Consider the following 17,636-nt stretch of genomic DNA (forward strand, 5'->3'; position numbering starts at 1 on the left):
ATGAGCGCGAAATCGACCGTCAGCAAGCCGCGCGGGCGCCGCCCGTCGGTGGACGATTTCGACCTGCGCGACCACATGCTCGACGTCGCGATCGCGCTGTTCGCCGAACGCGGCATCGCGGCGACCACGGTCGCGCAGATCGCCTCGGCCGCGGGCGTCACCTCGGCGATGGTCCACTACTACTTCACGAACCGCGAACAGCTGCTCGATGCGATCGTCGAGGAACGGCTCGCCCACGCGATCGCGTTCGTGTGGCGGCCGACCGATCGGCGCATCGAAGACGATCCGTTCGTGCTCGTCGCCGAACTCGTCGACCGCTTCTTCGACGTGACGCACCGGATGCCGTGGCTGCCGTCGATCTGGCTGCGCGAGATCGTGCACGAAGGCGGGATGCTGCGCGAACGGATGCTCAGGCGCATCCCGCTCGACCATGTCGGGCGGTTCGCCGAACGCGTGCGCGCCGCGCAGCAGGCCGGCACGCTGAACCCGGCGCTCGAACCGGCCTTCCTGTTCCATTCGATCATCGCGCTCGTGATGCTGCCGCTCGCGACCGCGAAGCTGTGGCAAAGCGCACGCGGGCTTCCGCCGATCGACCGCGAGGTGCTGCACCGCCATGTCCGCGCGCTGCTCGACACCGGCATGCAGCCGCCCGCCGCCCGGCCCCGCGCCCGCGCACGCACGCCGCGGAGGCCGTCGTGAATGCGGCGCGCACCGTGCCACTCACGCTGGTCGCGGCCGTCGCGCTGCTCGCCGGCTGCGGCAAACCGGCCGACCGTACGCCGACCTACCAGGGCTATGTCGAGGGCGAGTTCGTGTACCTGGCGTCGTCGCAGTCGGGCACGCTGACGCAGCTGTCGGTCGCGCGCGGCCAGACGGTCGCGGCCGGCGCGCCCGCATTCTCGCTCGACGCCGTCAGCGAGACGGCCGCGCTGCAGCAGGCGCAGCACCAGCTCGACGCGGCACGCGCGCAGCTGGCCGACCTGCGCACCGGCAAGCGGCCGCCCGAGGTCAACGTGACGAAGGCGCAGCTCGCTCAGGCGGCCGCGCAGGCGTCGCGCGCCGCCGCGCAGCTCGCACGCGACGAGCGCCAGTACGCGGCGGGCGGCATCTCGAAGCAGCAGCTCGACGATTCGCGCACGTCCGCGCAAACCACCGCCGCGCAAGTGCGCGAACTGCAGAACCAGGTCGACGTCGCGCGCCTGCCGGGCCGCGCGCAGCAGGTCGCCGCCCAGGCCGCGCAGGTCGATGCCGCTCGGGCGGCCGTCGCCGAAGCGCAATGGAAGCTCGACCAGAAGCGCGTCGCCGCGCCGGCGGCCGGACGCATCCAGGACACGCTCTACCGCGTCGGCGAATGGGTGCAGGCCGGCAATCCGGTCGTGCAGATGCTGCCGCCGCAGAACCTGAAGGTGCGCTTCTTCGTGCCGGAGGCCGCCGTCGGCTCGCTCGCGCCGGGCCGCGCAGTCACGATCCACTGCGACGGCTGCGCGGCCGACGTGCCCGCGCGCATCACCTATGTGTCGAACGCCGCCGAATACACGCCGCCCGTGATCTACAGCAACGAGAGCCGCACCAAGCTCGTGTTCATGATCGAGGCGCACCCGGCCGTCGCGGACGCGCCGAAACTGCACCCGGGCCAGCCCGTCGCCGTGAGGGTGCCGTGAGCGCGCCGCACGCCCCTTACGCGATCGACGTCGATCGCCTGAACAAGCGCTTCGGCGACAAGCACGTCGTGAAGGACGTGTCGCTGCGCGTCGCGCGCGGCGAGATCTTCGGCTTTCTCGGGCCGAACGGCAGCGGCAAGACCACGTCGATCCGGATGATGTGCGGGCTGCTCACGCCCGACTCCGGCAGCGGCACCTGCCTCGGCTACGACATCGTGCGCGACAGCGCGCAGATCAAGCGCCGCGTCGGCTACATGACGCAGCGCTTCTCGTACTGGGAAGACCTGTCGATCCGCGAGAATCTCGACTTCGTCGCACGCGTGTACGGGATGGCCGACCGCCAGGCCGTCGTCGCGCGCGCGCTCGACGGGCTCGGCCTCGCGAGCCGCGCCGACCAGCTCACCGGCTCGCTGTCGGGCGGCTGGAAGCAGCGCCTCGCGCTCGCCGCGTGCATGCTGCACGAGCCCGAACTGCTGCTGCTCGACGAACCGACCGCGGGCGTCGATCCGGCCGCGCGCCGCGACTTCTGGGAGGAACTGCACCGGCTCGCCGCGCAAGGCATCTCGGTGCTCGTCAGCACGCACTACATGGACGAGGCCGAGCGCTGCCACAAGCTCGCGTATATCGCCTATGGCGAACTGCTCGCGCAGGGCACGTCGGCCGAGATCGTCGCATCGCAGCGCCTGTCGACCCGCGCGATCACGGGCGAGCGCCTGGCTGAACTGTCCGAGCGGCTGCACGCGATGCCGGGCGTCGACCAGACCGTCGTGTTCGGCTCCGCGCTGCACGTGAGCGGCCACGACGCGGCCGCGCTCGACGCGACGCTCGCCCAGGTCGCGCGCGACCCGTCGCTGCGCGTCGCGCCGATCGATACCGGGCTCGAAGACGTGTTCATCTACATGATGAGCCGCGCGGCCGGCCCGGGCGGCGGGGCATCGTCATGAGCACGTGGGCGCGCCTGCACGAATCCTTCTCGGTCGCCCGCTGGTGGAGCATCGTGCTGAAGGAATTCCTGCAGCTGCGCCGCGACCGCGTGACCTTCGCGATGATCGTCGGCGTGCCGATCATCCAGCTCGCGCTGTTCGGTTTCGCGATCAACACCGATCCGAAGCATCTGCCGACCGCGGTGATCGTCGCCGATCCGGGCCCGTTTGCGCGCAGCTTCATCGCCGCGATGCGCAACTCCGCGTACTTCGACATCGTCGAGACGCTGCCCGACGAAGCGGCCGGCCGCGCTGCGCTCGCGCGCGGCGACGTGCTGTTCGTGCTGAACGTCCCGGCCGATTTCTCGCGCCGGCTGCTGCGCGGCGAGCGTCCGTCGCTGCTGGTCGAGGCCGACGCGACCGATCCGGTCGCGACCGCGTCCGCGCTCGGCGCGCTGACGGGCCTCGTGCAGCCCGTCGCCGACAAGGACCTGACCGGCCCGCTCGCGCACCTGAACGGCCGCCCGCCCGCGTTCGACGTCGAGCTGCACCGGCTGTACAACCCCGAGGGCATCACGCAGTACAACGTCGTGCCGGGCCTGATGGGCGTGATCCTGACGATGACGATGGTGATGATGACGGGCCTCGCGATCACGCGCGAACGCGAGCGCGGCACGATGGAAAACCTGCTCGCGACGCCGGTGCGGCCGATCGAGGTGATGACGGGCAAGATCGTCCCGTACGTGTTCATCGGCCTGATCCAGGTGTCGATCATCCTCGCGGCCGCGCGCTTCGTGTTCGAGGTGCCGTTCGTCGGCAGCCTGTTCGCGATCTACCTGGCCGCGCTGCTGTTCATCGCCGCGAACCTGACGGTCGGCATCACGCTGTCGTCGCTCGCGCAGAACCAGCTGCAGGCGATGCAGCTCGCGATGTTCTATTTCCTGCCGAACATCCTGCTGTCGGGCTTCATGTTCCCGTTCGCGGGGATGCCGGCGTGGGCCCGCTTCATCGGCAACCTGCTGCCGCTCACCTACTTCAACCGCCTCGTGCGCGGCATCCTGCTGAAAGGCGACGGCTGGGCCGACCTGTGGCCGTCGGTGTGGCCCGTCGCGCTGTTCACCGTCGTCGTGATGGGCGTCGCGCTGCGCTTCTACCGGCGCACGCTCGACTAGGGTGCGCGCAATGAAGCCCGTCCCGCCCCGCCTGTCCGCCGCCGCGCGTGCGAGCGCCATTGCGTCGCTCGCGGCCGCGTCGCTGCTGGCCGGATGCGCGGTCGGTCCGGATTTCCACACGCCGGATGCGCCGCCGACGCAACGCTACACGCGCGGCGCGGCGCCGTCGGCGACCGCGGCCGCGAGCGGCCCGGCCGGCGACACGCAGACGTTCGCGCCGAGCGCGCATGCGCTAACACGCTGGTGGACGCAGTTCGGCTCCGCGCCGCTGAACCGGCTCGTCGATACCGCCTGGCGCAACAGCCCGACGCTCGCCCAAGCCCGCGCACGGCTCGACGAAGCGCGGCAGAACTACATCGCGCAAGCCGGCGCGACGATGCTGCCGCGCGTCGATGCCAACCTGTCCGCGACGCGCGAGAAAGTCGATGTCGCCGCGTTCGGCCTGCCCGCCAGCGTGCCCAACCCGGGGCCGTTTACGCTGTACGACGCATCGGTGAACGTGTCGTACACGCTCGACGTGTTCGGCGGCAACCGGCGCGCGCTCGAAGCGCTGCTCGCGCAGGTCGACTACCAGTCGTACACGGCCGATGCCGCGCGCCTGACGCTGGCCGGCAATGTCGTCGCGACCGCGATCCTGCGCGCGTCGCTGGCCCGGCAGATCGCCCTCACGCGCCAGCTGATCGATGCGCAGGCGCAGCAGTTGCGCATCGTCGAGGCGCGCGCCGCGGCCGGCGGCGTCTCGCAGGCCGATGTCCATGCGCAGCGCACGCTGCTGGCGCAGACGCAGGCCGCGCTGCCGCCGCTCGCGGCCCGGCTCGCGCAGGCCGATCACCGCCTCGCGATCCTGCTCGGCACGCCGCCGGCCGAGGGCGAGTTGCCGGAGCTGAATCTCGATGCATTGGCATTGCCTCGTACCTTGCCCGTCACGCTGCCGTCGACGCTCGCGCGCGAGCGGCCCGACATCCGTGCGGCGGAAGCGCTGCTGCATCAGGCGAGCGCGAACGTCGGCGTCGCGACCGCGAACCTGTATCCGCGTTTCTCGATCTCGGCCGGCCTCGGTTCGGAGCGGACACGCATCGCCGATATCGTCAGCGGATTGAATATCTGGAACGTCGGGCTCGGCCTCACGCAGCCGCTCTTTCACGGCGGCGAGCTGCGCGCGAAAAAACGCGCGGCGCAGGCCGCGTACGACGCCGCGTTCGCGAGTTATCGCGATACGGTGCTGCAGGCGCTGCAGCAGGTCGCCGACGCGATGCGGGCGGTGGAACACGATGCGGCCGAACTGCAGGCGACCGACATCGCCGCGCAGGAGGCGTCGGCGCGCCGCGCGATTGCCGGCGACCGTTACGCGTCGGGCGGGATCAGCACGTTCGAGCTGCTCGACACGCAGCGGCAGGTGCTGCAGACGTCGCTCGACCGCACGCGCGCGCAGGCCGACCGGCTGACCGATACGGCGGCGCTGTTCCAGGCACTGGCGGGAAATGGAATCGACGATGCGCCGCAGTCGCAGTCGCAGTGAATGACGGAGCGGTTGTCGTGCGGCTTCGCGCCGCCCATGAAAAAACCGGCCCGAAAGCCGGTTTCTTCGATACCGCGGACGTGACGCGGCGCTCGCGCGCCGCGCGACATCAGAAGCGGTGGATCAGGCCGACGCCGACGCCGATCTGGTTCTGCTTCGAACCTGCGCCCACGCCGTCGCCGATCGACGTCGTCGCGGCGATGATGCCGCCGTTGCCGCCGATCGTGTTGCCGCTGGAGTGCTGGTAAGCCTCGAGCGCGTACAGGCCCGTACGCTTCGACAGGCTGTAGTACTGCGACAGCGTGACCTGGTGGTACTTGGCCGAGCTCGAGATGCCGTTCGACTGCGTTGCCGCCGTGTACGAGTAGCCCGCCGCGAAGTCCCACTGCGGCGATGCCTTCCAGTGCAGCACGGCGCCGCCGGTGTTGAAGATCGCCGTGTTCGCGAAGCCCGAGTTCGCGCCCGGGATGTACTGCACGTTCGAGTACGACACCGAGATGTCCCACGCCGGCGTGAACTGGTAGCCGGCCGTCACGGCCAGGCGCTGCTGCGCCTGGGCGAAGCGATAGCCGTTGTTGATCGACGACACGGCCGGTTCCGCACCGTTGCCGTTCGAATCGAGGCCGTTCTGGACCGTCGAGTTCGCGCCCCACACGCCGCCGCCGTACGTCGAGTTGTTGATGCGCTGGAAGCCGACCGCGACGCCTGCCGGGCCGTTCAGGTACTGGATCGCCGCGCTCCACGTCGAGCCGCGGTTCACGCTGCCCGGCACGCCGCCGAACGAGTACGAACCGCCGACCGTGAAGCCGTAGAACTTCGGCGACATGTAGACGAGCGAGTTGTTCGCGCGGTAGCTGGTATCCAGCGAGTCGATATCGCCCGGGTGCGCGCCGTAGTAGCCGGTCAGCCAGGTCGTCGGGCTGTACGGCGACAGCAGCGTGTAGTACGCGGTGTACTGGCGGCCGGCCGTCAGCGTACCGTAGACCGGGTTCGTCATCCCGACCCATGCCTGACGCGTGAAGATGCCACCCGACCACTGCGACGTACCGTTGTTCGCATTGAAGCCGGCTTCCAGCTGGAAAATCGCCTTCGTGCCGCCGCCGAGATCTTCGCTGCCCTTCAGGCCGAAGCGGCTGCCTGCCCAAATGCCGGTAGCCATCTGCACCTTCGAGTGACCGCCCGTGGTCGCGCCGACTGCCGACGAGTTGTTCTGGTAGGCGATAGCGTTATCGACGATACCGTACAGGGTCACGCTGCTCTGGGCGTGGGCGGCGGTAGCGGCCGCAAGGCCGGCTGCCGTCATGGCGACAGCGACGCGCTTTTTCATTGATTCTCCGTCCTCAAAGAATGATTCTTTTCTGGTGTGGTCTTGTGACACATGTGCGAGTACATGCCGGCGCAATTCTGACGGATTACCGATTATTTCCCAACACGCACAGTCGGTCATCGTATGATCGACGCAACGCGCGGGTTCACCAAACGGTTACATAACACCTGAAAACGCTTACGCGACGGGCATTTCCGGCATTTCCCGGTGAAAACCCTAGCTTTACATTTTTACGGGTGCACGGCGACCGTCGGAAGTCGTCAGACGCCTCCGGGCGCGACCGTCTTACAGTGTTCGACGACCACGCACGGCTGCGACGCAGGCAACCGCGCAGGATCGCTGACGATCGTGACAGGCGCATTTCGTCGGCCGAAGCGTCATGCCGGCGGCCGGAAATGCTCGGGATATCGAACGGGAGCGGCCCGGCGAACGCGGGCCGAAGGGACGCGCCCGGCTCGGCGCGCCGGCCGGGATTCAGCGCGCTGCGACGCCGGCAATGCGCGCGTCGACCGCGTCGGCAAGCGCCGAGATGCGCGTGCGGATCACCGCATTCGAGCCGACCATCGCGAGCGACGAGGCCATGATCCGGTAGATGCGCTTGCGCGGCACCTTCGACGGCTGTGCCGGATCGAGCCATGCGTCGTTCGCGGCCAGCAGTTCGAGCGTTTCGAGGCCGATCAGGATCGGCCACAGGCACGCCAGCCGCAGCCGCACGAAACGGCGCGGGATCGCGAGCGTATAGCTGCATGCATCGCGATACTGCGCGAGCGCGACGCGCAGCAGGTCGAACAGCACGCCGCGCGCGCGCGACGACGCGTCCGGCGCCAGCAGGTCGGCCACGCGGAGCCCGTGCGCGCCGAGCACGTCCTCGGGCAAGTAGCAGCGGCCAATGCGCAGATCCTTCGCGCAGTCGCGCAGGATGTTGGTCATCTGCAGCGCCTTGCCGAAGCGGATGCCCTTCTCGCGCATGTCCGCCAGGTTCCAGCGCCGCGCGGCCCGCGTATGCATGCCGGTCATGTCGGTCCAGAACTCGCCGACGCAGCCCGCGACCAGGTACGTATAGCGATCGAGCACGTCGCGCGCCGGCAGCGCCGCGACCTGCCCCGACTGCTCGTCGGGGAACGTGCGCAGGTCGAACTCCATCCCCGACGTCAGCGTCGCGACGACCTTGCGGATCGACGCGGCATCGGCTTCCGGCTGCGCGCGCAGCAGCGCGAGCATCGGCTCCATCGAGCCGAGCAGCACGTGCTCGTGCGAATCGGTCTGCATCCGCGTCACGTCTTCCAGCGCGCGCGACAGCGCCGCGCCGTCGCCGAGCCGTTCGATCTCGTCGCGCAGGTCGGTCAGCAGCGCCGCGCGGCGATCGGGCGCGACGAGCGCCGTGTCGGCGATCGTGTCGGCCGCGCGCGCGAGCAGATACGCGAGGCCGACGGGGTCGCGCATGCCGTCGGGCAGCACGCGCAGCGTCAGGTAGAAGGAGCGGGAAACGTTCTTCAGCAGGTCGCCGAGCAGATAGGCGGGATCGGTACGAGTCGTCATGGGTCGGGAAAAATCGGCCGGCGCGCACGCCGGACGCACGCGGCGCCGGGCGCACGCGCCGGTCCGCGAGTCGCCGCACCGCCGCGCGACGGGCGTCCGGCCCGGCGCGGCGATGCAAAAAGTCCCGCAAGTTTAGTGCATCCGGCGCGCGGCCCGCATGCACGCGCAGGGCGGCATCACAATAAACGAGAAAGGCGAAAGTAATACATATGCAATGATTCGGTGCGACGATCGCGTCCCGTTCGATGCCGGGCGGGCCGTCGCGAACGCCGCGCCGCCGCAGCGACCGCCCGACCGCCCTTTTCCGATTCCCGTTTCAAAGGTTCCCCGACATGCTCTTCAAGCGCCTGACCGCCGTCCGCCACGTTCCGCTCGCCTGCGCCGCCGCGTTCCTGCTCGCCGCCTGCGGCGGCGACGACACGCTCGTGGCCGACCCGACCCGGCCGATTGCCGCGAAAGTCCAGGTGGTCGGCCATCGCGGCGCGAGCGCGCTGCGTCCCGAGCACACGCTCGCGTCGTATCGCAAGGCGATCGACGACGGCGCGGACGTGATCGAGCCCGACCTCGTCGCGACGCGCGACGGCGTGCTGGTCGCGCGCCACGAGAACGAGATCTCGGGCACGACGAACGTGTCGACGCTGCCGCAGTTCGCGGACCGCAAGACGACCAAGACGATCGACGGCGCGTCGCTGACCGGCTGGTTCACCGAGGACTTCACGCTCGCCGAGCTGAAGACGCTGCGCGCCCGCGAGCGCATTCCGCAGCTCCGCCCGGCGAACACCGCGTACAACGACCAGTTCGAGATCCCGACCTTCGACGAAATCGTCGCGCTCGCGAAGCAGATGTCGGCGCAGACGGGCCGCACGATCCACCTGTATCCGGAAACCAAGCATCCGACCTACTTCCAGTCGATCGGCCTGCCGCTCGAGGACCGTCTCGTCGATGCGCTGCTGAAGGACCCCTACACGGCGCGCACCGCGACCGTCTACATCCAGTCGTTCGAGGTCGCGAACCTGAAGGCGATCCGCAGCCGGATCGGCGCGAGCCAGCCGAACTGGAAGCTCGTGCAGCTGATGGACGAAGCCGACCAGCGCCCGTACGACTTCGTGAAGGCGAACGACAAGCGCACCTACGGCGACCTGTCGACGCGCGACGGGATGCGCGAGATCGCGACCTATGCGAACGGCGTCGGCCCGTACAAGACGTCGATCATCGCGGTCGGCGCCGACGGCACGCTGCAGCAGCCGACGCAGTACGTGCGCCACGCGCACGAAGCGGGGCTCGTCGTGCACCCGTACACGTTCCGGCCGGAGAACAACTTCCTGCCCGCGTCGCTGAAGGACGGCCGCACGCCGGACGCGCGCAACACCGACGGTTCGGTGCGCGAAATCCAGGCCTACCTGCGCGCGGGGATCGACGGTTTCTTCACCGACGATCCGGCCGTCGGCCGCACCGCCGTCGACACGTTCAGGCGCTGAGCGGCGGCGGCGCGGTGCGCCACCGCGCCGCCCTCGCCGTATCGCGCCCCATCGCACCGCCGAACGTCAGATCACGCTGAAGTGATGCGTGCCGTCCCGCTTCAGCTGATCGACCAGCCCGTATTCCCAGTCGAGATACGCCTGCATCGCCGCCGCCGCGTTGTCGGTGCCCTCGTACGGCCGCCGGTAGCGATCGACGCGCGGCGACGCGAGCCGCGTCTCGCCGCTTTCGAGCGGCAGGCCCGCATCGATCCACGCGGCCGTGCCGCCGGTCAGCACCGCGATCTGCGCCGACGCGGGCAGCAGCGCACGCGCGTCGTCGGCCGCGAAGCGCGCGAGCAGGCTCGAACCGCAGGTGAACACGTAGCGCTTCGCGGGCGGGATCGCCGCGAGCGCGTCGCGCAGTTGCGCGCGCACCGCGAACCATGCGCCCGGGATGTGCCGCTTCACGTAGTTCGCGCTGGCGGTCACGTCGACGATTGCCACGTCGTCGGGCGCGGCTTCCTTCAGCCAGCCCGCCAGCGTCGCGGGCGATACCTCGGTCGCGGGCGGCGTCGCGGGCACGTCGCGCGGCGGCTGCCCCGCTTCGGCGAACGCCGCGGCGCCCGCCGGTTCGACGACGCGCACGTCCCAGCCCATCTGCGCGAGCCACGACGCGGTCATGTCGGCGCGCACGCCATCGTCGTCGGCGAGTACGATCCGCGCGCCGCGCACGGCCGCATGATGGTCGGTCTCCTGCACGAGCTGGCCGCCCGGCGTGTTGAGGAAGCCCGGCAGATGGCCGGCCTCGTATTCTTCCGGCGTGCGCACGTCGAAACGGTACAGCGTGCGGCCCGGCTCGTCGAGCGCCGCGACCTCCGCGAGCGCGATGCGCGGCACGCCGGCGCGCTCGGCCACCGCGCGCGCGGCCTGGCGCGCCTCCGCGCGCAGCGTCGGGTCGATCTCGACCGGAAAGCGGCGCGACGCGCCGTGATCGAGCGTCTGGCCCGCGAGCGTCCAGCCGATCGTGCCGTTGCGCAGCGCGGCGACCGGATTCGGCAGCCCCGCGTTGACGAGCGACTGCGTGCCGATGATGCTGCGCGTGCGCCCCGCGCAGTTGACGATCACCTGCGTCGCCGGATCCGGCGCAAGCGCCCGCACGCGCAGCACGAGTTCCGCGCCCGGCACGCTGGTCGCGGTCGGGATGCTCATCGTGTGGTACTCGTCGAAGCGGCGCGCATCGACGATCACGACGTCGGCCTTCGCGTCGATCAGCGCCTGCACCTCCTGCGCGGACAGCGACGGCGTATGCCGCTCGGCCTCGACCCACTCGCCGAACGACTTGCTCGGCACGTTCACGTCGATGAAGGTTTCGCCGCCCGCGGCGAGCCAGCCCGCGAGGCCGCCGTCGAGCAGCCGCACGTCGGTGTAGCCGAGCCGGGCCAGCGTTTCGGCCGCGCGCGGCGCGAGATCCTCGCCGTTCGCTTCGCCGTAGACGACGATCGGCGTGTCGCGACGCGGAATGCGCGTCCAGGCGTCGAGCTCGAGCTTCGACAACGGGAAATTGGCGGCCCACAGCGGATGGCCTTGCGCGTACGGATCCTCCTCGCGCACGTCGATCAGCGCGATCTCGTCGCGGGCAAGCAGGCGCGCGCGTACCTGCTGGTACGACGCGGTGGGGAAACGTGAAGTGGAATCGGCGGATAGCGTCACGGTGAGGTCGGTTGAAGTCGAGGAAAAGGAAACGCGAACGGCATCTTGAGCCGGCGCGTGCGCGCCTGCAACGGGCGATGCGTCACGCATTCGCGCATCATGCATTCGAATAGCCGGATACGAACGGCTTCACGGTGCCGTCGTCGAGGTACACCGCGCGCTCGACCTTGCCGATGTTCGCGCCGTACACGTGGATGCTGATCGACACCTGGTCGGCGAACGCGTTGGTCACGCGATGGATGTCGCCGATGCGCGGCGACACGGCCTCGACCTGCCCGGGCGCCAGCCGCACCGCGTCGCCCGACGGCACGGGCCGGCCCGCTTCGTCGAGCCGGTACGGCTGCGACAGCTCGGCGCCGCGCAGCATCCCGATCAAGCCCCACACCGTGTGATCGTGGACCGGCGTCGTCTGGCCGGGTCCCCACACGAAGCTGACGATCGAGAAACGTTCGTCGGGATCCAGATACAGCAGGTACTGGCGGTAGCGCTCGGGGTCGGGCTGCGCGAACGCGTCGGGCAGCCAGTCGTCGTGCGCGACGAGCGCGGCGAGCAGCGTGCCGCCCTCGTCGAGGATGCGCGCCTCGTTCGCGCCGAACGCGAGCAGTGCATCGAGCCCGTCGACGAACGGGCGCAACGGCGTCTGATGCAACGAAAGCGTACTCATCGGCGGCCTCTTCGAATATGATGGATCGTTATGATGCACCTGAAATACCATGCAGAACAAACATGAAAATTAGCGATATCGACGCTTTTGCAGCAGTCGTCCGCTGCCAGACCCTGAGCCAGGCCGCGGCCGAGCTCGGGATGACGCAGCCCGCGATCACGCGGCGCGTACAGAATCTCGAGGAAGCGCTCGGCGTGACGCTGCTCGACCGCAACACCAAGCCGCCGCGTCCGACCGACATCGGCCGGCAGGTGTTCGAGCAATGCCGCGCAATCCTGCGCGAGGTCGACGCGCTGCGCGAACTGACGGCCGGCGGGCAGCCGCCCGCGGGCGAATTCCGCGTCGGGCTCACGCAGGGCCTCGGCGGGCTGATGCTGCCGGGCCTGATCGCGCAGTTGACCACGCAATGGCCGGCACTCGCGACGCAGGTCACGACCGCATGGGGCGGCATGCTGGTCGAGCGGGTCGCACGCCGCGAACTCGATGCGGCGCTCGTGTTCCTCGCGCGCGAAATGACGCTGCCGGCGCAGGTCGAAGGCGACCGGCTGCTCGCCACGCGGCTCGTCGTGGTCGGTCGCCGCGGCGACTGGCCGCGCCGCAGCTACCGGCTCGCCGACTGCCATGCGCGCGGCTGGGTGCTCAATCCGGACGGCTGCGGCTTTCGCGCCGGGCTGCGGCGCGCGCTCGACGCGCAGGGCCTGCCGATGCCGGTCACGCTCGACACGTACGGCCGCGACCTGCAGTTGCAGAGCGTCGCGAACGGCGTCGGCCTCGGGTTGATGCCGTTGCCGCTCGTCGAAGACAGCCCGCTGCGCGCGGCGCTCGACATCGTGCCGCTCGCCGATTTCAAACCGCAGATCGATCTGTGGCTGCTGCGCCGCCAGGACGCAGCCCGCTTCGCGGCGCCGCTCGCCGCGATCGCCGGGCAGGCGCGCACGGCGTTCGACCTGTCGCCGCAAACGCGCGATAAGGCCGCGTGACCGCAAACGTCTTCCACGCGGCGGCCCGGCGTTTATCGTTGCACGGCCGCCGCCATGCCGCGCGACGCGGCCATGCCGCTCATGCATCGCCGCCGCTTCCGGCTTGATCGCCCCGCCTGCCCGCCACACGCGCCCGCCTACGCCGCCGTGTCGCGCGAACGCGCCGCATCGAGCGCGGCCCGGCCCGCCGCGACCGCGATCGCATCGTCCTGCGGCGTATGCACGCGGCCGCACAGCACGTCGCGATAGTGGCGTTCGAGCGGATTGTGGCGGCTCAACCCGTGATTGCCCGACAGCTTCAGCGCCTGCTCGACCGCGCGGATCGCATGCTCGGTCACGCTGCGCTTGACGAGGCCGCTCGTCGTGACCGCCGGCGGCTCGCCCGCGTCGGTGCGCGCGATGTGATCGTCGAGCAGCACGCGGTTCGCGTGCAGCCAGCCCTCGATCTCGCCGACGGCCTCCTGCACGCGCGGCAGCGTCGCGAGCGGTGCACCGAGCCCGCTCGGCGCGCGTGTCGTCAGGAATTCGACGAGCCAGTCGCGGGATGCGCGCGCGACGGCGTCGTAGAGACTGCCGAGCAGCGCCACCATCCATGCCTGCTGGTCGGCCTGCGCATCGGTGTCCGCGTGGCTCGCGGCCGACACGGCCCATGCCTCGGGTGCGCGCACGTCGACCGCGTGGTCGGCCGGCAGCCGCACGTCGTCGAACACGACCTCGTGGCTGCCGGACGCGCGCAGCCCCAGGTGGTTCCAGCTTTCGATCACGCGGATGTGCGGATCGTCGGCATCGGGATCGCGCGGCACGAGAAACACGCCGACGCGCGGCTGCGGCTCGTCGGTGCGCGCCCAGACGGCAAGCCAGCGCAGCGCCGGAATCCCGGTGCTGTACAGCTTGTGACCCGACAGCCGCCAGCCGTCGCCGTCGCGGCGCGCGACGGTGTCGGGCAAGCCGCCTCGCGACGGCGAGCCGAGCCCGGGCTCGACGCGCAGCGCGTTGATCAGCGCCCCTTGCGCGACCGCGCTGTCGAACACCCGGCGCCGCAGCCGCTCGGGCCAGCGGTTGTCGGCGCGGGCGAGCGCGCGATGCTGCAGATACGTCATGGTCAGGACCAGCGCGGTGGCCGGATCGGCGCGCGCGACGGCCGCCACGATCCGGCTCGCCTGCGCGAGCGTCGCGCCCGCGCCGCCGTGTTCGCGCGGCACGACCTGCGCGATCAGCCCCGCGCGCTGCAGCCGCGCGAAGTTCTCGTGCGGGAAACGACCGTCGGCGTCGTTGCGCGCGGCATCGGCGGCCAGCTCGGGCGCGAGCCGGTCGAGCAGCGCGACGCGCGCGTCGTCGGCGGGCAGATGGCGCAGCGACGACGGCTGCAACGGCGTCGGGACAACGGCGGGACTCGCGGACATCGGGACGGATTCCTTCGGTAGCGCAAAAACGGACATCGAGCGGGCGGCAAACCCGGCGCGCGGCGCGCCGGCGCGTCACGCCCGATCGATCGTGAGCCCACAGCGTAGGCGCAACGCCACGCCGCCCAAACCATGCAAATCTGATATTCAAATCGGGATTGATTATTTCCATTCCGCATGATCGCGGCGGTAATCTGCGCTCCATTCCTGCCCGCAGCCGGCCCGTGCGCCGCGTCGGGCCGCCCTCAGCCCCGGAGACCCAGATGAGCGTCGAATTCATCGGCATGATCCAGAGTCAGAAGCAGTCGGAAATCCATCCGCCGACCGGCAATGCGGTCGATCCCGACTACGTGCGCGATTTTGCCCGCGCGCATGAAACGGCCGGCTTCGACCGGATCCTCGTTCCGCATCATTCGACCGGCCCGTCGGCGACGCTGACGATCGCGTTCGCGGCCGCCGCGACCGAGCGCATCCACTTCATGCTCGCGCATCGTCCGGGCTTCACCGCGCCGACGCTTGCCGCACGGCAGATCGCAACGCTCGACCAGTTCAGCCGCGGGCGGCTCGCGGTCCACTTCATCTCGGGCGGCTCGGACAGCGAGCAGCAGCGCGACGGCGATTATCTCGATCACGACGCGCGCTATGCACGCACCGACGAATACCTCGGCATCCTGCGCCGCATCTGGACCGAAGCGCGGCCGTTCGATCACGACGGCGCGCATTACCGCTTCACGCAAGGCTATTCGGAAGTGAAGCCGTTCCAGCGGCCGCACGTGCCGATCTATTTCGGCGGTGCATCGGAGGCCGCGCTCGCGGTGGCCGGCAAGCACGCGGACGTCTACGCGCTGTGGGGAGAATCGCTCGACCAGGTGCGCGACCTGACCGCGCGCGTGCGCGCCGAAGCCGCGAAGCACGGCCGGCAGGTGCGTTTCTCGGTGTCGTTCCGCCCGATCCTCGCGGCGACCGAGGACGAAGCCTGGGCCCGCGCGCACCGGATCCTCGACGAAACGCGCCGGCTGCGCGAAGCGGCCGGCCTCGGCGCCGGCGGCCCGCAGCAGAGCGAAGGCGCGCGCCGGCTGCTGGCCGCGGCCGAGCGCGGCGCGCGCGTCGACAAGCGGCTGTGGACCGAGATCGCGCAGCTCACCGGCGCGCGCTCGAATTCGACCGCGCTGGTCGGCACGCCCGAGCAGGTCGCCGACGCGCTGCTCGACTACTACGACCTCGGCGTGACGACCTTCCTTATCCGCGGCTTCGATCCGCTGGAAGATGCGATCGACTACGGCCGCGAACTGATTCCGCGCGTGCGCAGCGCGGTCGCGGCACGCGACGCGGCCCGCCGCGCGGCCTGACGAACCACGGAGACCGACCCGATGTCCGCCGTTCTTTCCTCGCCCGTGCGCACCGCGTCGGGCCTCGTGCTCGCCGAATCGCCGCGCCAGCATTTCTGGTTCGACCCGCCCGCGCCGCGCAGCGACGTCGCCGCCGAGCGTCGTCACCGGCAGGAGCGGCTCGCGGGCGCGTTCCGGCTGTTCGCGCGCTACGGTTTCGCGTCGGGGCTCGCCGGCCACATCACCGCGCGCGATCCGGAGCTGCCCGACCATTTCTGGGTGAATCCGCTCGGCGTGCATTTCTCGCAGATCAAGGTCTCCGACCTGCTGCTGGTCAACGCACGCGGCGAAACCGCGATCGGCAGCCGGCCGCTGAACAAGGCCGCATTCGCGATCCATGCGGCGATCCACGACGCGCATCCGCACCTGGTCGCCGCCGCGCATACGCATTCGACCTACGGCAAGGCGTGGTCGACGCTCGGCCGCACGCTCGATCCGCTGACGCAGGACGCGTGCGTGTTCTACGAGGATCACGCGCTGTTCGACGACTTCACGGGGATGGTCGTCGACACCGACGAAGGGGCGCGCATCGCGCACGCGCTTGCGAAGCCCGACGGCGGCACGCACAAGGGCGTGATCCTGAAGAACCACGGCATCCTGACGGCCGGGCCGAGCGTCGAGGCCGCCGCGTGGTGGTACATCGCGCTCGACAACGCCGCGCATACGCAGCTGCTCGCCGAGGCGGCCGGCACGCCGCAACCGATCGACCACGCGACCGCGCGTCACACGCACGGCCAGATCGGCGGCCCCGAAGGCGCGCTGTACGCGTTCGACAGCCTGTTCGCGCGTGTCGTCGCCGACGAACCCGACCTGCTCGATTGAGCATCCCCTTCCGCACGAACGGAGACCATAAGATGACCCACCCGCCCGCCACCGCGCCGAACGCTGCGCCCGACGACCGGCGCCGCCGACTGTTGCGCGCCGCCGGCGCGGCCGCCCTCGCCGCGCCCGCGATCACGCTCGGTCGCAAGGCGTGGTCCGCGCCGCCGCTGAAGAAGCTGACCTTCGCGTGGAACCAGAACGCGTTCTGCCTGACGCCGATCGTCGTCGCGCAGGAGCGCGGCTTCTTCGAGAAGAACGGCCTGAAGGTCGACCTGATCAACTACAGCGGCTCGACCGACCAGCTGCTCGAATCGATCGCGACCGGCAAGGCCGACGCGGCGGTCGGGATGATCCACCGCTGGCTGAAGCCGCTCGAAGCGGGTTTCGACGTGAAGATCATCGGCAGCTCGCACGGCGGCTGCGTGCGGCTGGTCGGCGCGAAGGCGGCCGGCGTCACGACGCTGCAGGCGCTGAAGGGCAAGACGGTCGGCGTCAGCGATCTCGCCGCGCCCGGCAAGCATTTCTTCTCGATCCTGCTCGCGAAGAACGGCATCGATCCCGAACGCGACATCACGTGGCGGCAGTATCCGGCCGACCTGCTCGGCGTCGCGGTCGACAAGGGCGAGATCCAGGCGATCGCCGACGGCGACCCGAATCTCTACCTGCTCGAAAAGCGCACCCAAGGCGCGTATACGGAACTCGCGACCAACCTGTCGGGCGAATACGCGCGCAAGGTGTGCTGCGTGATCGGCGCGCGCGGCGACCTCGTGCGCAACGACCGGCCGGCCGCCGCGGCGCTCGCGCGCTCGATCGTGCAGGCGACCGAGTTCACGCACGACAACCCGAACGAGGCCGCGACGGTGTTCGCGAAGTATTCGCCGAAGATCAGCCCGGACGACCTGCGCAAGCTGTACGCGACGCTGACCTATACGCATCATCCGACCAACGTCGACCTGCAGCAGGAAATCGCGTTCTACGCGGACGATTTCCGCCGCATCAACGTGCTGAAGAAAAGCACGGACCCGCAGCGCTTCGCGCAGCAGGTCTATGCGAACGTGCTGGGGTAAC

15 protein-coding genes are annotated in these 17,636 nt (G+C 70.1%); 10 read left to right on the forward strand and 5 right to left on the reverse strand.

What is annotated here, in order from left to right; all coding sequences use genetic code 11:
- From WS57_RS07095 to WS57_RS07115, 5 genes are read left to right on the forward strand one after another with little or no spacing between them, the layout of a single operon-like run.
- Positions 1-699: a TetR/AcrR family transcriptional regulator gene (locus WS57_RS07095; RefSeq protein ID WP_069243956.1), complete on the forward strand. Its 699-nt coding sequence runs from the start codon at positions 1-3 to the stop codon at positions 697-699.
- Complete coding sequence (locus tag WS57_RS07100; protein WP_059602972.1) at positions 696-1,661, forward strand: HlyD family secretion protein; 966 nt, start codon at positions 696-698, stop codon at positions 1,659-1,661. The genes WS57_RS07095 and WS57_RS07100 overlap by 4 nt, the downstream gene beginning before the upstream one ends.
- Positions 1,658-2,605 (forward strand): ABC transporter ATP-binding protein, encoded by a 948-nt coding sequence (locus tag WS57_RS07105; RefSeq protein WP_009688474.1) that lies wholly within the window; start codon positions 1,658-1,660, stop codon positions 2,603-2,605. The genes WS57_RS07100 and WS57_RS07105 overlap by 4 nt, the downstream gene beginning before the upstream one ends.
- A complete protein-coding gene (locus tag WS57_RS07110; protein ID WP_009688473.1) occupies positions 2,602-3,756 on the forward strand; it encodes an ABC transporter permease in 1,155 nt (384 codons plus the stop codon). The genes WS57_RS07105 and WS57_RS07110 overlap by 4 nt, the downstream gene beginning before the upstream one ends.
- 10 nt (positions 3,757-3,766) lie before the next feature.
- Positions 3,767-5,275 carry an efflux transporter outer membrane subunit gene (locus WS57_RS07115; protein WP_059602975.1) on the forward strand — a complete coding sequence of 503 codons (1,509 nt, stop codon included), beginning with the start codon at positions 3,767-3,769 and terminating at the stop codon, positions 5,273-5,275.
- 109 nt (positions 5,276-5,384) lie between these two features.
- Here WS57_RS07115 and WS57_RS07120 read toward each other — a convergent pair whose 3' ends face one another.
- Both WS57_RS07120 and WS57_RS07125 read right to left on the reverse strand, forming a co-directional pair.
- On the reverse strand, positions 5,385-6,602 hold the full coding sequence (locus WS57_RS07120; RefSeq protein WP_009695090.1) for a porin: 1,218 nt from the start codon (positions 6,600-6,602) through the stop codon (positions 5,385-5,387).
- Positions 6,603-7,076: 474 nt separating this feature from the next.
- The gene (locus WS57_RS07125; protein ID WP_069243957.1) at positions 7,077-8,141 is read right to left on the reverse strand and encodes a phytoene/squalene synthase family protein; all 1,065 of its coding nucleotides are present in this window, start codon (positions 8,139-8,141) and stop codon (positions 7,077-7,079) included.
- Between the two features lie 332 nt (positions 8,142-8,473).
- On the opposite strand from WS57_RS07125, the gene WS57_RS07130 reads away from it, so the two are divergent.
- A complete protein-coding gene (locus WS57_RS07130) occupies positions 8,474-9,619 on the forward strand; it encodes a glycerophosphodiester phosphodiesterase (protein WP_069243958.1) in 1,146 nt (381 codons plus the stop codon).
- 66 nt (positions 9,620-9,685) lie between these two features.
- Here WS57_RS07130 and WS57_RS07135 read toward each other — a convergent pair whose 3' ends face one another.
- Together WS57_RS07135 and WS57_RS07140 are read right to left on the reverse strand one after the other, a co-directional pair.
- The gene (locus tag WS57_RS07135; protein WP_069243959.1) at positions 9,686-11,311 is read right to left on the reverse strand and encodes a rhodanese-related sulfurtransferase; all 1,626 of its coding nucleotides are present in this window, start codon (positions 11,309-11,311) and stop codon (positions 9,686-9,688) included.
- Positions 11,312-11,408: 97 nt separating this feature from the next.
- The gene (locus tag WS57_RS07140; protein ID WP_069243960.1) at positions 11,409-11,975 is read right to left on the reverse strand and encodes a cysteine dioxygenase; all 567 of its coding nucleotides are present in this window, start codon (positions 11,973-11,975) and stop codon (positions 11,409-11,411) included.
- 62 nt (positions 11,976-12,037) lie between these two features.
- On the opposite strand from WS57_RS07140, the gene WS57_RS07145 reads away from it, so the two are divergent.
- Entirely contained in the window at positions 12,038-12,955 is a 918-nt protein-coding gene (locus tag WS57_RS07145; protein ID WP_069243961.1) for a LysR family transcriptional regulator, read from the forward strand.
- Between the two features lie 137 nt (positions 12,956-13,092).
- Here WS57_RS07145 and WS57_RS07150 read toward each other — a convergent pair whose 3' ends face one another.
- The gene (locus WS57_RS07150) at positions 13,093-14,358 is read right to left on the reverse strand and encodes an acyl-CoA dehydrogenase family protein (RefSeq protein WP_069243962.1); all 1,266 of its coding nucleotides are present in this window, start codon (positions 14,356-14,358) and stop codon (positions 13,093-13,095) included.
- 263 nt (positions 14,359-14,621) lie between these two features.
- Here WS57_RS07150 and WS57_RS07155 point away from each other — a divergent pair, with 263 nt between their 5' ends.
- The 3 genes from WS57_RS07155 to WS57_RS07165 are packed head-to-tail and all read left to right on the forward strand — an operon-like array spanning position 14,622 to position 17,635.
- Complete coding sequence (locus WS57_RS07155; RefSeq protein ID WP_059515642.1) at positions 14,622-15,707, forward strand: LLM class flavin-dependent oxidoreductase; 1,086 nt, start codon at positions 14,622-14,624, stop codon at positions 15,705-15,707.
- Positions 15,708-15,728: 21 nt separating this feature from the next.
- The gene (locus tag WS57_RS07160; RefSeq protein WP_060334406.1) at positions 15,729-16,568 is read left to right on the forward strand and encodes a class II aldolase/adducin family protein; all 840 of its coding nucleotides are present in this window, start codon (positions 15,729-15,731) and stop codon (positions 16,566-16,568) included.
- A gap of 32 nt (positions 16,569-16,600) precedes the next feature.
- Complete coding sequence (locus WS57_RS07165) at positions 16,601-17,635, forward strand: ABC transporter substrate-binding protein (protein ID WP_060300365.1); 1,035 nt, start codon at positions 16,601-16,603, stop codon at positions 17,633-17,635.
- The last annotated feature ends 1 nt before the right edge of the window (position 17,636 follow it).

This window comes from Burkholderia pseudomultivorans (assembly GCF_001718415.1).
Taxonomy (GTDB): Bacteria; Pseudomonadota; Gammaproteobacteria; order Burkholderiales; family Burkholderiaceae; genus Burkholderia; species Burkholderia pseudomultivorans_A.

Coding starts and splice junctions, on each gene's coding strand:
- WS57_RS07095 (WP_069243956.1), top strand. CDS start 1: ATGAGCGCGAAATCGACCGTCAGCAAGCCGCGCGGGCGCCGCCCGTCG.
- WS57_RS07110 (WP_009688473.1), top strand. CDS start 2,602: ATGAGCACGTGGGCGCGCCTGCACGAATCCTTCTCGGTCGCCCGCTGG.
- WS57_RS07115 (WP_059602975.1), top strand. CDS start 3,767: ATGAAGCCCGTCCCGCCCCGCCTGTCCGCCGCCGCGCGTGCGAGCGCC.
- WS57_RS07120 (WP_009695090.1), bottom strand. CDS start 6,602: ATGAAAAAGCGCGTCGCTGTCGCCATGACGGCAGCCGGCCTTGCGGCC.
- WS57_RS07125 (WP_069243957.1), bottom strand. CDS start 8,141: ATGACGACTCGTACCGATCCCGCCTATCTGCTCGGCGACCTGCTGAAG.
- WS57_RS07130 (WP_069243958.1), top strand. CDS start 8,474: ATGCTCTTCAAGCGCCTGACCGCCGTCCGCCACGTTCCGCTCGCCTGC.
- WS57_RS07140 (WP_069243960.1), bottom strand. CDS start 11,975: ATGAGTACGCTTTCGTTGCATCAGACGCCGTTGCGCCCGTTCGTCGAC.
- WS57_RS07145 (WP_069243961.1), top strand. CDS start 12,038: ATGAAAATTAGCGATATCGACGCTTTTGCAGCAGTCGTCCGCTGCCAG.
- WS57_RS07150 (WP_069243962.1), bottom strand. CDS start 14,358: ATGTCCGCGAGTCCCGCCGTTGTCCCGACGCCGTTGCAGCCGTCGTCG.
- WS57_RS07155 (WP_059515642.1), top strand. CDS start 14,622: ATGAGCGTCGAATTCATCGGCATGATCCAGAGTCAGAAGCAGTCGGAA.
- WS57_RS07160 (WP_060334406.1), top strand. CDS start 15,729: ATGTCCGCCGTTCTTTCCTCGCCCGTGCGCACCGCGTCGGGCCTCGTG.
- WS57_RS07165 (WP_060300365.1), top strand. CDS start 16,601: ATGACCCACCCGCCCGCCACCGCGCCGAACGCTGCGCCCGACGACCGG.